The 14,371-nt window shown below is 74.5% G+C and carries 10 protein-coding genes; 8 read left to right on the forward strand and 2 right to left on the reverse strand.

Annotation, left to right across the window (positions count from 1 at the left end; translation table 11 throughout):
* Positions 1–216 precede the first annotated feature (216 nt).
* The 7 genes from AC5R91_RS29280 to AC5R91_RS29310 all read left to right on the forward strand — a co-directional run bounded on the left by AC5R91_RS29280 (position 217) and on the right by AC5R91_RS29310 (position 7,546).
* Positions 217–1,047 (forward strand): enoyl-CoA hydratase-related protein, encoded by an 831-nt coding sequence (locus tag AC5R91_RS29280; RefSeq protein ID WP_495394520.1) that lies wholly within the window; start codon positions 217–219, stop codon positions 1,045–1,047.
* Between the two features lie 47 nt (positions 1,048–1,094).
* Complete coding sequence (locus AC5R91_RS29285) at positions 1,095–2,012, forward strand: enoyl-CoA hydratase (RefSeq protein WP_495394521.1); 918 nt, start codon at positions 1,095–1,097, stop codon at positions 2,010–2,012.
* Positions 2,009–3,148: a phosphotransferase family protein gene (locus AC5R91_RS29290; protein WP_495394522.1), complete on the forward strand. Its 1,140-nt coding sequence runs from the start codon at positions 2,009–2,011 to the stop codon at positions 3,146–3,148. Before AC5R91_RS29285 ends, AC5R91_RS29290 begins: the two co-directional genes overlap by 4 nt.
* Before the next feature lie 101 nt (positions 3,149–3,249).
* Entirely contained in the window at positions 3,250–4,479 is a 1,230-nt protein-coding gene (locus AC5R91_RS29295; RefSeq protein ID WP_495394523.1) for an acyl-CoA dehydrogenase family protein, read from the forward strand.
* Positions 4,480–4,617: 138 nt separating this feature from the next.
* Entirely contained in the window at positions 4,618–5,745 is a 1,128-nt protein-coding gene (locus AC5R91_RS29300; RefSeq protein ID WP_495394524.1) for a CaiB/BaiF CoA transferase family protein, read from the forward strand.
* Positions 5,746–5,759: 14 nt separating this feature from the next.
* Complete coding sequence (locus AC5R91_RS29305; RefSeq protein WP_495394525.1) at positions 5,760–6,599, forward strand: acyl-CoA thioesterase; 840 nt, start codon at positions 5,760–5,762, stop codon at positions 6,597–6,599.
* A 98-nt stretch (positions 6,600–6,697) separates the two neighbouring features.
* On the forward strand, positions 6,698–7,546 hold the full coding sequence (locus AC5R91_RS29310) for an enoyl-CoA hydratase/isomerase family protein (protein WP_495394526.1): 849 nt from the start codon (positions 6,698–6,700) through the stop codon (positions 7,544–7,546).
* A gap of 6 nt (positions 7,547–7,552) precedes the next feature.
* Here the strand turns inward: AC5R91_RS29310 and AC5R91_RS29315 are convergent, their stop codons facing one another.
* The gene (locus AC5R91_RS29315) at positions 7,553–9,916 is read right to left on the reverse strand and encodes an acetyl-CoA acetyltransferase (RefSeq protein WP_495394527.1); all 2,364 of its coding nucleotides are present in this window, start codon (positions 9,914–9,916) and stop codon (positions 7,553–7,555) included.
* Between the two features lie 130 nt (positions 9,917–10,046).
* The gene (locus AC5R91_RS29320) at positions 10,047–12,578 is read right to left on the reverse strand and encodes a CaiB/BaiF CoA-transferase family protein (protein WP_495394528.1); all 2,532 of its coding nucleotides are present in this window, start codon (positions 12,576–12,578) and stop codon (positions 10,047–10,049) included.
* A 660-nt stretch (positions 12,579–13,238) separates the two neighbouring features.
* Here AC5R91_RS29320 and AC5R91_RS29325 point away from each other — a divergent pair.
* Entirely contained in the window at positions 13,239–14,063 is an 825-nt protein-coding gene (locus AC5R91_RS29325) for a hypothetical protein (RefSeq protein WP_495394529.1), read from the forward strand.
* Positions 14,064–14,371 lie beyond the last annotated feature (308 nt).

Below are 14,371 nucleotides of genomic sequence, written 5' to 3' on the forward strand. Positions count from 1 at the left end.
GGGCGGTCGTGCCGCGCGCCACGCCCCCGGAGTCGGTCGACCGCGGCCCCGTGCGGGCGAGGCCACGGCAGGTCGACGGGCCCGCGCGAACCTCCGGCGATGGTCGCCAAGTTAGTATACTTAGTTTACTCTTACGGGACTGGGATTCGGGAGGCCCCGAGGGCTGGTCGTCGTCGGACCGCCGGGGAGCTGTGCTGCACAGATAAGGAGTCCGCCGTGGGCCACCGCTGCTTCGAGGTCGACGTCGCCGGTCGGGTCGCCCAGCTCGTGCTCAACCGGCCGGCCGCGCTCAACACCCTGCTGCCGGAGTTCTGGCGGGAGTTCCCCGACGCCGTCGCGCGGCTCAGCGACGCCGGTGACGTGCGGGCGCTGATCATCTCCTCGACCGGCCGGCACTTCTGCGCCGGGATGGACCTGTCCTCGTTCGAGCACACCGACCTGCTGCCCGGCGGCGATCCGGCCCGCGCCAACGCCGGCCGCAAGCGGCTGATCGCCCGGATGCAGGACGCCTTCACCGCGCTGGAACGGGCCCGGATGCCGGTGCTCGCGGCCGTGCAGGGCGGCTGCCTCGGCGGCGGCCTCGACCTGATCACCGCCTGCGACCTGCGGTACGCCACCGCCGACGCCTTCTTCGTCGTCCAGGAGACCAACATCGGCATCACTGCCGACCTGGGCACCCTGCAGCGCCTGCCGACGCTCATCCCGGCCGGGGTGGCCCGGGAACTGGCCTACACCGGACGGCGCCTGCCGGCCGCGCGGGCTCGGGAGCTCGGCCTCGTCAACGAGGTGTTCGGCGACCACGACGCGCTGCTCGCGGGGGTCCGCGAGATCGCCGCCGAGATCGCCGAACGCAGCCCGCTGGCGGTGTGGGGCAGCAAGGAGAGCCTGCTCTACGCCCGCGACCACGACGTCGCCGCCGGGCTGGACCAGATCGCGACCTGGCAGACCGGGGCCTTCCAGGCCGACGAGGTCGCCGAGGCGATGCGCGGGCGCGCGGGCGGGCGTGTCCCCGACTACCCGGACCTGCCGGCGGTCCCCCCGCTGTGATGGGCGCCCGCCGCCCGAGATCCGAACCTTCCGAACGAGGAGCTGCCATGGTCGACGCCGATCCCGGCACCGATGATCTCCTGGTGGAGCGGGTGGACGGGGTCGCCGTCCTCACCCTGCACCGACCGAAGGCGCGTAACGCCCTGACCGCCCGGCTGATCCGCGCCCTGCGGGCGGCGCTCGCCGCGGCGGACGCCGACGACGCGATCGACGTCATCGTCCTCACCGGCGCCGACCCGGCGTTCTGCGCCGGCCTCGACCTCGGCGAGGTGGCCGGCAGCGGCGAGAACCTCCGCCTGGCCCTGACCCGCCCGGGCGACGGCGGACTGCCGCCCGGGCTGCCCTGGGAGCCGACCGGCAAGCCGCTGATCGGCGCGGTCAACGGCCCGGCGATCACCGGCGGGTTCGAGCTGGCACTGCACTGCGACATCCTCATCGCGTCGGAAAAGGCGGCGTTCGCCGACACCCACACCCGGGTCGGCGTTCTGCCGAGCTGGGGAATGAGTGTCCTGCTTCCGCGGGCGGTCGGTGAGCGTCGGGCGCTGCGGATGAGCCTGTCCGGGGAGTTCCTCGACCCGGTGGCCGCCCGGGACGCGGGTCTGGTCAGCGAGGTCGTCCCGCACGACGACCTGCTGCCCGCCGCCCACCGCCTCGGCCAGCGCATCCGCGCGTCGGACCCGGCGACCCGGCTGGCGTTCCTCGCCTCCGCGCGGACCATCGCGGGGCTGGGCACCACCGAGGCGCTGGCCGCCGAGTCGCGCGCCGCCGCCGCGTGGCTGGACCGCGGCTTCGACCCCGGCGGCGTCGCCGGCCGCCGCGCCGGCATCGTCGCCGGGAACCGGGGCCAGCTCGCCGGCGCGCCCGCCGCGGACGGCACCCTCGCCGCGTCCGCCGCGTCCGCCGCGTCCGCCGCGTCCGCCGCGTCCGCCGCGTCCGACGTGTTCGGCTCGGGAGACGCGGGGTGACCGACGTCGACCCGCGGTTCCGCCCGCCCGAGGCCACCGTCGCCCAGCCCTGGGATCGGCTCGCCACCGAGCTGGCCCGCCACGGGCTGCACCTGGACACCGACGTCGCCCCCCGGCAGTTCGCCGGCGGCCTGGCGAACCTCAACTACCTGGTGTCCGTGGACGGCAGCCCGACCGTGCTGCGCCGGCCGCCGCCCGGGCCGTCGGCGGAGGGCGCCAACGACATGGCGCGCGAGTGGCGGGTGCTGTGCCGGCTCGGCGCGGGCTACCCGCTCGCCCCGCGCGGGGTGCACTTCTGCACCGACACCGGCGTCCTCGGCGCCCAGTTCCAGTTACTGGAGTACCGCGACGGCGTCACCGTCGGCGCGACCGTGCCGCCCGCGCTCGCCGCGGCAGAGCCTCCCGGACCTCCTGGGCCGCCCGGACCGCACGTGCCGTCTGGACTCGGCACGCCGCCCGGCGCCGGCTCGGTCCCCGGGCGGCTGACCGCGACCCTGCTGGCGGCGATGGCCGACCTGCATGCCCTGGACCCGGCGTCGGTCGGGCTCGGCGAGCTCGGTCGGCCCGGGGGGTTCCTCGGCCGGCAGGTGGAGGGCTGGGCGCGGCGGGCCGCCGCGGTATACCCCGACGGCCTGCCGGCCGCCGCCAAGGCGGTGATCGGCTGGCTGCGCGACGCCGTCGCCGACGTGCCGGCGGGCGAGGCGCGCCTGATCCACTGCGACCTCAAGTTCGACAACATGCTCGTCGACCCGGTGACCCTCGCCCCGGTCGCCGTCCTCGACTGGGACATGACGACCCGCGGCGACCCCCTTTTCGATCTGGCGGTGCTGCTGTCCTACTGGATCGAGCCGGACGACCCGCCGGCCCTGCACGAGCTGCGCCAGGTGCCCTCGCTCGAACCCGGCTTCCCGCGGCGCGAGCAGGTCGCCGCGGCCTACTTCGCCGCGGCGGGCCGACCGCCGGCCGAGCTGGGTTTTCACCTGGCGCTGGCCCGGCTGCGGCTGGCGATCGCCTGGATGCAGCTCCACCGGCGCTTCGCCGACGATCCGGTGGCCGGCCCGCGCTACGCCGGCTTCGCGCGGATCGCCGACGCCGTGCTCGGCTGGACGGCGGACCTCACCGCCGCCCACCCTTGACCGCCGCCCACCCCTGACCGCCCGGGGGCCTGCCCCGCCGCGCCCGGTACCGGCCGTCCCGGCGCACCAGAGACATTCCGACGAGACCGCAGGGAAGAATCATGATCGATTTCAGTCTGCCGCAGGAACTGGTGGATCTTCGGGAGCGGGTGCGGTCGTTCGTCGAGAACGAGATCGTGCCGTTCGAGCGCGATCCGCGGCTGACCGCGCACGGCCCCACCGACGAGCTGCGCCAGGACCTCGTGGGCCTGGCGCGCAAGGCGGGCCTGCTGACCATCCAGGCGCCGAAGAGGTTCGGCGGCCGGGAGCTCACCCACGTCGAGCAGGCGGTGGTCTACGAGGCGGCCGGCTGGTCGACGCTCGGGCCGGTGGCGATGAACTGCGCCGCCCCGGACGAGGCGAACATGGGGCTGCTGGCGAAGATCGCCGACCCGGAGCAGCAGGAGGAGTTCCTGCGGCCGGTCATCGAGGGCGTCGCGCGCTCGGTGTTCGCGATGACCGAGCCCGGCGGTGCCGGCTCCGACCCGAACCAGTTGCTCACCGAAGCCGTCCGGGACGGCGACGACTACGTGCTCAACGGGCGCAAGTGGCTGATCACCGGGGCGAACGGCGCGCAGACCTGGATCATCATGGCCCGGGTGGCCCCCGGCGCGGACGGGGTGGGCGGTCCGACGCTGTTCCTCACCCGGGGCGACACGCCCGGCATCGAGGTGGAGCGGGTCATGAACACCATGGACCGCAACTATGTCGAGGGCCACGGCGTGGTGAACCTCCGTGACCTGCGGCTGCCCGCCTCCTCGGTGCTCGGCGCGGTCGGGGACGCCTTCCGCTACGCCCAGTTGCGGCTCACCCCGGCCCGGCTGACGCACTGCATGCGCTGGCTGGGCGCGGCGGACCGGGCGCACAGCATCGCCGTCGAGCACGCCCGCACCCGCACGGCGTTCGGCCGGCCGATCGGGGAACACCAGGGGGTCGGCTTCCAGCTCGCGGACAACGAGATCGCGCTGGACAACTGCCGGCTGGCGATCTGGCGCGCCTGCTGGCTGCTCGACCAGGGGGAGCAGGGCCGGCACGAGGCGTCGAAGGTCAAGTGCTACGTGTCCGAGGAGCTGTTCAAGGTCGCCGACCGCTGCGTGCAGGTCCTCGGCGGCATCGGGGTGACCGACGAGACCGTCGTCGAGATGATCTTCCGGGACATTCGGGCGTTCCGCCTGTACGACGGCCCGACCGAGGTGCACAAGCACGCCATCGCCCGGCGTCTCATGCGGGCTCGGACAACTGCTCCGGCCGTCCCTGCGCCGGCCGCCTCCGGCGTCCCCACCGCCGGCTGAGCAGGCATCATGCGGGCGGGGACGGCATGATCCGAGCGGAGGACCTGTTTCGCCCGAAGTCATGATCCGTCCCGAAGTCGTGATCAACCCGCCAGCCGCGATCCACCTCGTCGGTGCGATCCACCCGAAGGAGCGATGATGCCCGACACCTCGACCCCCACTCCCGCGGCCGCGTACGGCCCGTTGCACGGCGTGCGGGTCATCGAGCTGGCCGGCATCGGCCCGGCGCCGTTCGCGGCCACACTGCTCACCGAGCTCGGCGCGGACGTCATCCGGGTGGACAAGCCGGCCACCGTGGGCACGCAGCCCGACTGGCTGACCCGCGGCCGGCGTTCCATCGCGCTCGACCTGAAGAACCCCGACGACCACGCCGGCCTGCTGGAGCTGCTCGACGCCGCGCACGTGTTCATTGAGGGCTACCGGCCGGGGGTCACCGAGCGGCTCGGCCTCGGCCCCGACGCGCTGCTCGCCCGCAACCCCGCGCTGGTCTACGGCCGGATGACCGGCTGGGGCCAGGAGGGTCCCTGGTCGCGCTCCGCCGGCCACGACATCAACTACGTCGCGATCACCGGGGCACTGGGCGCCATCGGCCGGGCGGGCGGGCCGCCGCAGGTGCCGCTGAACCTGGTCGGCGACTTCGGCGGCGGCGCGCTGTACCTCGTCGTCGGCATCCTCGCCGCGCTGCACGAGGCCCGCGACTCCGGCCGGGGGCAGGTCGTCGACTGCGCCATCGTCGACGGGGTGGCCTCGCTGTCGGCGATGATGTGGTCGATGATCTCCCGCAAGGAGTGGGGCGAGCCGCGGGGCACGAACATGCTGGACACCGGCCGGCCCTGGTACGACGTCTACGAGACCGCCGACGGTGGCTGGTTCTCCGTCGGCGCCATCGAGGCGCAGTTCTACGCCAAGCTTGTGGAGCTGCTTGGCCTGCCGGAGTGGGCGGACGCCCAGGACGACGCCGGCCGCTGGCCGCAGATGCGCGCGGCGTTCGCCGCCGTGTTCGCCAGCCGCACCCGGGCGGAGTGGGAGCAGGTGTTCGACGGCACCGATGCCTGCGCGGCGCCCGTGTTGAGCTGGTCGGAGGCTCGCGCACACCCGCACCTGGCCGCCCGGGAGGTCTTCGTCGACCTGGGCGACGAGGTGGCCCCGGCCCCGGCGCCGCGCTTCTCCCGCACCCCGGGGCGGGTCGCCGAGATGGGACCGGCCGTGGGCAGCTCCACCCTCGCCCAGGTGAGACAGGCCTGGGGCCTGGCCACCGCCGGCTGACGCAGGAGACGAATGTGAACAGCGTGCCGCCGCCGGCCGAGCCGACGGCCTCGATTCTCGATCTGTTGGAGTTGGAGGAGCTGGACCAGGACCTCTACCGGGCCCTGACGGTGTTCGAGGACCGGTACTCCCTCTACGGCGGGCAGGTCGCCGCCCAGGCGCTGCTCGCCGCCGGGCGCACGGTGCCCGCCGGGCGCGTCCCGCACTCGTTGCACGGCTACTACCTGCGCAGCGGGGACGCCTCCCGGCCGACGATCTTCCGGGTGGAGCGGGACCGGGACGGCCGGTCGTTCTCCGCCCGCCGGGTCGTCGCCGTCCAGGGCGGCAAGGTCATCTTCAACATGTCGGTGTCGTTCCAGGTGCCGGAGGACGGCGCCGACCACCAGGTCGACCCGATGCCCGACACCGGCGACCCGGACACGGCCGACCTGCTGCGCTTTGGTCGGCTGTTCTCGATCGAGGGCCGGCTGCCGAAGCAGCCCTACGAGAACTCCGGGTGGCCCACCCGGGTGTGGGCGCGCAGCACCGTCGCGCTGCCCGACGACCGGCTGCTGCACGCCTGCGTCCTGACGTACCTGTCGGACACCTTCACCGGCCTCGCGGCCTTCCCCGGCGGCGCGGCTCTCTCGGGCGCGAGCCTCGACCACGCCGTCTGGTTCCACCGGCCGATCCGGATGGACGACTGGGTGCTGCTCGACCTGGTCCCCCGCTCGGCGGCGGGGGGACGCGGGCTGTACTCCGGCACGATCCACACCGTCGACGGCGTCCTCGGCGCGAGCCTGAGCCAGGAGGCGCTCTACCGCGTCCACCGCGAGTCCAGCAGGCCGAGGCCGATGCCCCCGACGACGGGCTGACCCGCCTGGCCCGCCTGACCCGGCGTTGCCCCCGGCGCCCGAAGGCGCGACGCCGGCGCCCCGATCCGAGACGGCCGATCCGAGCGAAGGGCGGGCCCGTGTACCTCAACGGCGATCTGTATCTGCGGGACACCGAGGCCGAGGGCCGCACGGTGCTGGTGACCGAGCCCGCGCCGGGCGTGCGGGTGCTGACGATGAACCGGCCGGAGCGGCTCAACGCGCTGTCCGGGGAGCTGATCCGCGACCTGCACCGCGCCCTCGACGAGGTGGCCGCCGACGAGGACTGCCGGGTCGTGGTGCTGACCGGCGCCGGGCGCGGGTTCTGCGCCGGCCTGGACCTGTACAGCATGCCGGGCAAGCGGGCGGGCGAGGCCGACGCCTCCCCGCAGGCCCGCCTGCACACCCAGCAGGCCATCGCGGCCCTCGTCCCCCGGCTGCGCAACCTCGCACAGCCGGTGATCGCCGCGGTGAACGGGCCGGCGGCGGGCGGCGGATTCGGCCTGGCGCTGGCCGCCGACATCCGGGTCGCCGCCACCTCCGCCCGGTTCAACGCCGCGTTCGTCCGCATCGGTCTGTCCGGCTGCGACATCGGGGTGAGCTGGCTGCTGCCCCGGCTGATCGGCGCCGGGCGGTCACACGAGCTGCTGCTCACCGGCCGGCTCGTCGACGCCGCCGAGGCGGAGCGGCTCGGCCTGGTCAGCCGGGTCGTCCCCGACGGCGAGACGCTCGACGCCGCCCTGGAGATCGCCGCGCAGATCACGGCGAACAGCCCGATGGGCGTGTGGATGACCAAGGAGGTGGCCTGGAGCCAGCTCGAGGTCGGCAGCCTGCAGGCCGGCATCGACCTGGAGAACCGCACTCAGATCATGACCGCCTTCACCCGGGACCACACCGAGCAGATCTCGGCGTTCCGCGAGAAGCGCCCGCCGACCTACACCAACGGCTGAGTGCGGTCAGCGGTTGTGCCAGTGGGGGGTGCGCTTCTCGGCGAAGGCGGCGAGGCCTTCGAGCATGTCCTCGCTGAGAAGAAGATCGTCCATGGCGGGGGAGTCGTGGGCGACGGCGTCGTGGGGGTCGGTGATCCCGGCGGTCTCGTTCATGATCTGCAGGGAGGCGCGGATCGAGGTCGGTGAGCCGGCGAGGATCTCGGCGGCCAGCGCGCGGGCGCCGTCGAGGGCGGTGCCGGCGGGCACGATCCGGTTGACAAGGCCGTGGGCGTGGGCCTCGGCGGCGTCGAGGCGACGGCCGGTGAGGATCATCTCGGTGGCGAGCTTCTGGGGCAGCGCGCGGGGGAGGCGGACCAGGCCGCCGGCGCCGGCGACGAGGCCGACACGGACCTCGCTCAGGGCGAACCGGGCGGTGGTGTCGGCGACGACGAGGTGGCAGGCGAGGGCGATCTCGCAGCCGCCGCCGAGGGCGTAGCCGTTGACGGCGGCGATGACCGGTTTGGTCATGTGCCGGCGGCTGGTGAGCCCGGCGAAGCCGGTCAGCGGCACTGAGCCGCGTTTGCCGCTGGCTGTCCAGACCAGGTCGTTGCCGGCGCTGAACGCCTTGTCCCCGGCACCGGTGATGATCGCGACCCACAGGTCGGGGTCGGCGAAGTAGGCGTCGAAGACCTCGGCGAGTTCATGGTTGGCCGGGGGGTGCAGCGCGTTGCGGGCGTCGGGCCGGTTGATGGTGACTTCGAGGAGATGGCCGTCTCGGCGGACGAGGATGTGCTCGTAGCCGTCGCGGAAACCAGGGCTGCGGGTGGGTAGCAGGGCGGTCAGGGCGGCGCGGCTGACGGCGGCCCGGTTGCCGGTGGCGGTGGCGCGCACGACGATCTGTTCGCCGAACGGGGACTCGCCGGCCAGCAGGTCGAGCAGGTCGGTGTCGCCGCGCACGGTGGTGGCGAGGAAGCGTCGGTGGTCGCGGTCGAGGCGGCCGACGATGATGCCGGTGCGGCCTCCGTCGCGGCCGTGGGTGATGGTGAAGGTCTCGATCGTCGCCGGGCCGTCGGCGTGGGTCGCGACCTCGACGGGCTCCCAGGAGTCGATCTCCGCCTGGAGGGTGGCGCTGTGGTCGGGCCGCCACGGCGTGGGGGTGGTGGTGTAGATGCCGACGGAGTACTTCGACAGGGAGCCGCCGTTGGCGCCGACGAGGCCGTGGCCGCCGGTGGCGCGCAGGCGGGTGACGGTCTCGGCGATGGCGTGCATGGAGTAGTTGTTGCCGGCGCCGCCGAAGAACGGCAGGCCGCCGGTGAGGGTGAGGCCGCGGGGGTCGTCGGGGGCGAGGCCGAGGCCGTCGCAGACGTTGAACACGGCGATCGGGAAGCAGCTGTACAGGTCGAAGGTGCTGATCTGGTCGAGGGTGCGGCCGGCGACGTCGAGGGCGTGGCGGACGGCCATCACCGCGGCGGGGCTGGTCGACAGGTCGGCGCGTGCGAGCAGGTCGCGTTCGCGCAGGTCGGCGTGGCCGGCCAGGAAGATCCATTTCTCGGGTGGGACGCCGAGGCGGCGAGCGGCGGCGACGGAGGTGAGCAGGACGGCGGCGCCCTGGTTGACCTGGTCGCGGGCGACAACGAACCGCGGGAACGGGTCGGCGATCATCCGGTTGCGTTCGGTGACGGTGGCGATCTCGGTCGCGTCGCGTTCCACGGGGGCGGCGGCGTAGGGGTTGGCGGCGGCGACCTTCGTGAACGGAGCGAACAGCGCGCCCATGGCGAGGGCGTAGTCGGCGCGGGACAGTTTCAGTCGCGCCCGGCGGGCGTTCTCGAACAGCGCGTACTGGCTGGGTGCGCCGACGAGGCCGTGGGTGGCGTGGTAGCGCGATGACAGTCCGGCGAGCCCGTAGCCGCGGTCGTCGAGCTGGCCGCCGACGTGTTCGGTGAAATCGGGCCGGTCGGGGGCGTCGGCGAGCGCCCGCGTGGTGGAGATCGCCTCCGAGCCGAACAGCAGCACGACCTCGGGCCCGGCGCCGGTCGCGATCGCCGCGGCGAACTCGTTGACGAGGTGCTGCGGCGACTGGCCGCCGACGACCTCCAGCACGGCGCGCGCGGGCTGCGCGCCGATGCGGGCGGCGACCGAGCGCGGGTAGTTGTCCGACCGGCCCAGCGGGGCCTTCGCCCGGGCGCCGGAGATCTCGAACTGGCGCACCCCGGCCACCGTGTCGATCGCGGCCGGATCGATGCCGGCGTCCTCGACCGCCCGTCGGGCCGCCGCCGCCGCCAGTTCCACCGCGGACAGCCGCGCGTAGCCGGGCCGGCCGGGCTGCTCGGCGTGCTGGCCGACCCCGATCAGCACCGGCGTCGCGGGATCAAGGTCGTCGAGGGTGCTCATCACATCTCCTGGTCGTGCCGAACGTACTGGTCACTCTGCCTGGGTCGACGGTCGACGACGCAGGCGGACGGCTGCGGACCGGTCCCGGTCCCGATCCCGGTGCCGGTGCCGGTGCCGGTGCCGGTGCCGGTCACGGCACGGGCAGGGCGGTGCGCGGGGCTTCGAGCACGCCCGCGGCGACCAGTTCTTCCACCTCGTCGGCGGACAGGCCGAGCAGGCGTTCGGCCAGCTCGCGGGTGTGCTCGGCCACCAGCGGCGCCGGACCGGTGAGCGGGTCGGCGACGCCCCGGTAGTGAGCCTCGCCGCCCAGCGTCAGCAGCGGCGGCGGAAGCTGGGGTTGGTCCTGCTCGACGAGCAGGCGCCAGGCGGCGAGCTGCGGATCGGCCGGCAGCTCGTGCACCCGCAGCATCTGCCCCGCGGGCACGCCGTGCTCCTGCAGCCGGCGGGCGGTCTGCGCCGGGGTGCGCGTGGAGGTCCAACGGTCCACGGCAGCGTTGATCTCCGCCCGGTGGGCGTCGCGGCCGGCGGCGGTGGCGAACCGGGGGTCGTTCCGCCACTGCGGCTCGCCCACGACGCCCGCGAGCCGGCCGAACGCCCCGTCGCCGTCGCCGCCGGCGCTCACGTCGACGACGCACCACTCGTCGTCCCCGGCGCAGGCGAACAGGCCGCGCGGGGCGTCGCCACGCCGGTCGTTGCCCTCCGCCCGGACCGACCCGGGCCGCAGGTACTCCTCGGCGAGCGCGGCCCCCATCTGGTAGAAGATCGTCTCGATCTGGGCGGCGCTCACCGTGCCGCCGCGGCCGGTGCGCCGCCGGCGCAGCAGCAGCGCCAGCACCGCCACCGCGCTCACCCGGCCGGCGACATGATCGGGGTAGATCGTGATCGCGTCGCAGAACCCGTCCGGGAGGTCCGGGTAGCGCCACAGCTCGCTGAGGCCGGCGGTGGCCCGCACCAGCGGCCCGTAGCCGAGGCGGCGGCTCCACGGCCCGGTCGAGCCGAACGCACTGCTGTCGGCGACGACGATTCCCGGATTGACCCGGGCAAGCTCGTCGTAGCCGAGCCCGAGCGACTCCATCGTGCCCGGCTTGAAGTTCGACAGCACGACGTCGGCGGACGCGGCCAGCCGCAGGAAGATCGCCTGGCCGCGCGGGTCGCGCAGGTTCAGCCCCAGGCTCGACTTGTTGCGGTGGCCCCAGGCGAAGCTCTCGCTGATCTCCGCGCCGCTGCGGCTCTGCCGCGAGCCGTCCGGGAACGCCCGGTTCTCGACCTTGATGACCTCGGCGCCGTGATCGCCGAACAGCCGGCCCAGCTCCGCCCCGACGACGATCACGCCGAGGTCGAGCACCCGCAGCCCGGCGAACGGATGACGCGGCGCCGCCGCACCGGCCGGGTCGGCCGCCCGTCCGGTGTCCGGCCCCGAGAGGCCGGCACTCGGCCCTGGGACGCCGGCGCCTGGCCCCGGGGCGGTCGCGGGGGCTGCGGTCGCGGGGGCTGCGGTGGTGGCGAGGACCGCGGGGTCGCACTCGCCGAGAGGCGGGGGACCGTATCGCCGGCCGGCCCGGACGCCGTCGATCTCCACCAGGCCATCGGCGACGGGCACCGTCACGCCCGGGGCGACCTCGACGGGCACGAAGGTCCCCCGTGCGCGGACGTGCTCGCCGGCCACCGTCGCGGCGGCGTCGAGCAGGGCGGCGGCGGGCACGCCGAACCCGATCGACTCGGCGACGATCGTCTCCATGGTGCGCTCGGCGAACAGCTTCCCGATCAGCGGGTAGAGCTCGCCGGCGGCGGCGAAGCGGGCGCCGATGTTGTCGTACTTCGGATCGGCGAACTGGGCCGGCTCGCCGAGCCAGCGAAACATCCCCTGCCACTGCCGCGCCGCGAGCAGGCAGATCCGCACCCAGCCGTCGGCCGCGCGGAAGATCGGGTACAGGTGGCGGGCGTCGGGTCGCCCCCGCGGGAGGTCGCGCACCGTGGCCCCCGCGCGGGCGCTGCCCGAGATGCCGTAGCCCGGGTCGAGGACCTGGGCGACCGCGGTGAGCACCGAGAAGTCGACGACGTCGCCGCGCCCCGTGTCCAGCCGGTTGGTGTACGCGACCAGCGCGGCCCAGGCGGCCTGCGCGGCGGCGCACTCGTCGGCCAGGAACGCCGGCGGCAGCAGCGGCGGCATGCCGGGCAGGCCCGACCGGGACAGCAGGCCGCCGATCGCCACGTGCACGTCACTGCTGCCCGTCCAGTCCCGGTACGGGCCCGTCAGGCCGAAGTCGGTGATGGAGACGACGACGAGGCCCGGGTGGGCGGCCAGCAGGCCCTCGGGGTCGAGGCCCAGCGCCGCCTGCTGGTCCGGACGGGCGGTGTGCAGCAGGATGTCCGCGGTCGCCGCCAGCGTACCCAGGAGCTCCCGACCCGCCGCCGTGGTCAGGTCCACCACCACGCCGCGCTTGTTGATCGAGTGGACCGCGAACGACAGGCTCGTCCCGTCCTCGGTGAACGGCCCCACCCGGCGCGACGCCGCGCCGCCCGGCGGTTCGATCCGCAGCACCTCGGCGCCGAGGTCGGCCAGGTAGCGGCCGGTCGACTCGCAGCGGCCGTCCGCCAGGTCCAGCACCCGCACCCCCGCCAGCGGTAGGTCCACGCCGGGGGGCCCAGCTCGGCCGGTCATGCGGTCTCCCTTCGCGGCGCCGGCGGTGGGAACCGCGCGCGGCTGCCTGGCCGCTCGGCTGGAAGGAGGTCTGAGCGGGGACGAGTCCCCTCCTGCCGGCCGAGCCGTCGCTCGATCGTCTGCACCGGATCCAGCGAACACCCGGTGTCGCGGCGACGCCATTGCGTTGCGTGCCGACTGGGCGTGCCACCGGACGCACGGTGGCGCGCCGCCGGCTCGGCCCCCCCGATCGTGGTCCCCCATCGGCCGGCGGAATCCGTGGAACTACTGACCAAAAGGTGAGGTGACTAGGAACGGCCTCTTTGTCATAGCCGAGATGGGCTACGGAGCGAGTCGCATTGCCGTTTTCTGACTAAAAAGGATGTGGTCACAACGGTGTGGCCCTCTCCTGTTGGCCGGACGTTCATCCGGCGCTGCCACCCTCTGCTCGGCGCGCCGGATGCTCACGTGCGGCGCGGCGGTCATCGAAAGGATCGACATGGGGGATCACGAGCACCGAGCGGATCGTCGCGGTAGGCGTCGGCGTCCGGGCCCGGACGCCGCGGCCGGCGGGCTGACGCGACCCGACGTCGCGGCCGGCGGGTTGACGCCGCCCGACACCGTGGCCGGCGCGCCGACGCGACCCGACACCGTGGCGCCCGCCGTGCTGGCGCCCGCGCGATGACCGGGTCGCTCATCGTCGGGGTCGATGCCGGCTGCGCCTCCCTGCACGACGCCGACCTGCTGATCCACCGGCTGGTGGAGCTACTGGACCTGCCCGGGGACACCGTCGCCTGCACCCACCTCGTCGGCGCGCGCAGTGCACACGTGGCCCTGTCGTTCGCGCTGCCGCCGACGTGGCGCGAGCCGGGTAGCTGGCGGCGCGTGGCGCACCTTGCCGGTGAGCTCGCGATCGTGGAGCTGGCGGCGGCCCGACGCGCCGCCGCGGCCGCGCTGGTCGGGGCGGGCCCGGTCGGGCTAGGCCTGGCCGGGGCAGACCCGGTCGGGGGGCACCCGGTCGGGGGACACCTGGTCGCGGGACATCGGGTCGCGGGACATCGGGTCGGCGGGCTTGACAGCGCCGGCGCGCCCGGTGCGGTGGCCGGGGCGATGGTCGAGTTCCTCGGCATCGGTGCGCTGGTCTCGGGGCCGGTGGGGCTGGCCTGCGGGGCTGAGCGGATCGGCCCCTCCGAGCTCGCGGACGGCGCCGCGCAGGCCGTCGCGGACCACGCCGGCCGGCAGGGCGGGCGAGCCGTCGTCTACCCGGGGGTCGGCCGGCTGCGCGGCACCGTGCTGGTGGAGACCGTGCTCGGGCAGACCGCGGTAGGCCGGGTCGTCGTGCCCACCGGGCAGGCGGAGCCCCGCCGGTCGGACCTCCTGCGCACCCGCAACCACGTGCGACCCGTCTGGCGCGACGGCGTGCTCACCCTCGTCGCCGCCGCCGAGTGCGGCCGGGTGTTCACGCCCTCCGAGGTGCCGCACCCGTCCCCGGTGGGCGGCCGCTGACGCGGCCGCCGCGGGACGCGCCGAGTACCCCCGCCGCCGAGTACCCCCGCCGCCGGGCACTCCCGTTACCGGGCCCCGTGCTCAGCTTGCGATTTCCGGTGCGGAAGAACTACCGGTACGGCGGTCGTCATTACCTTGTCGGGGTAATCGTCGGTGCTTTTTTGGTCGATCGTCAATGTGGCCTGGCCACGGTTTTTCCATTGTCCGGGGAATGCCCGGCGTGGCGGCCCGGCGACGGCGTCGATGCGCCGCCGGCGGTGCCGGCACGGCTACGCCGCCGCGGTGTGGGAGCGGCCTGACTGGATGAG

This window comes from Frankia sp. BMG5.60, assembly GCF_059428125.1.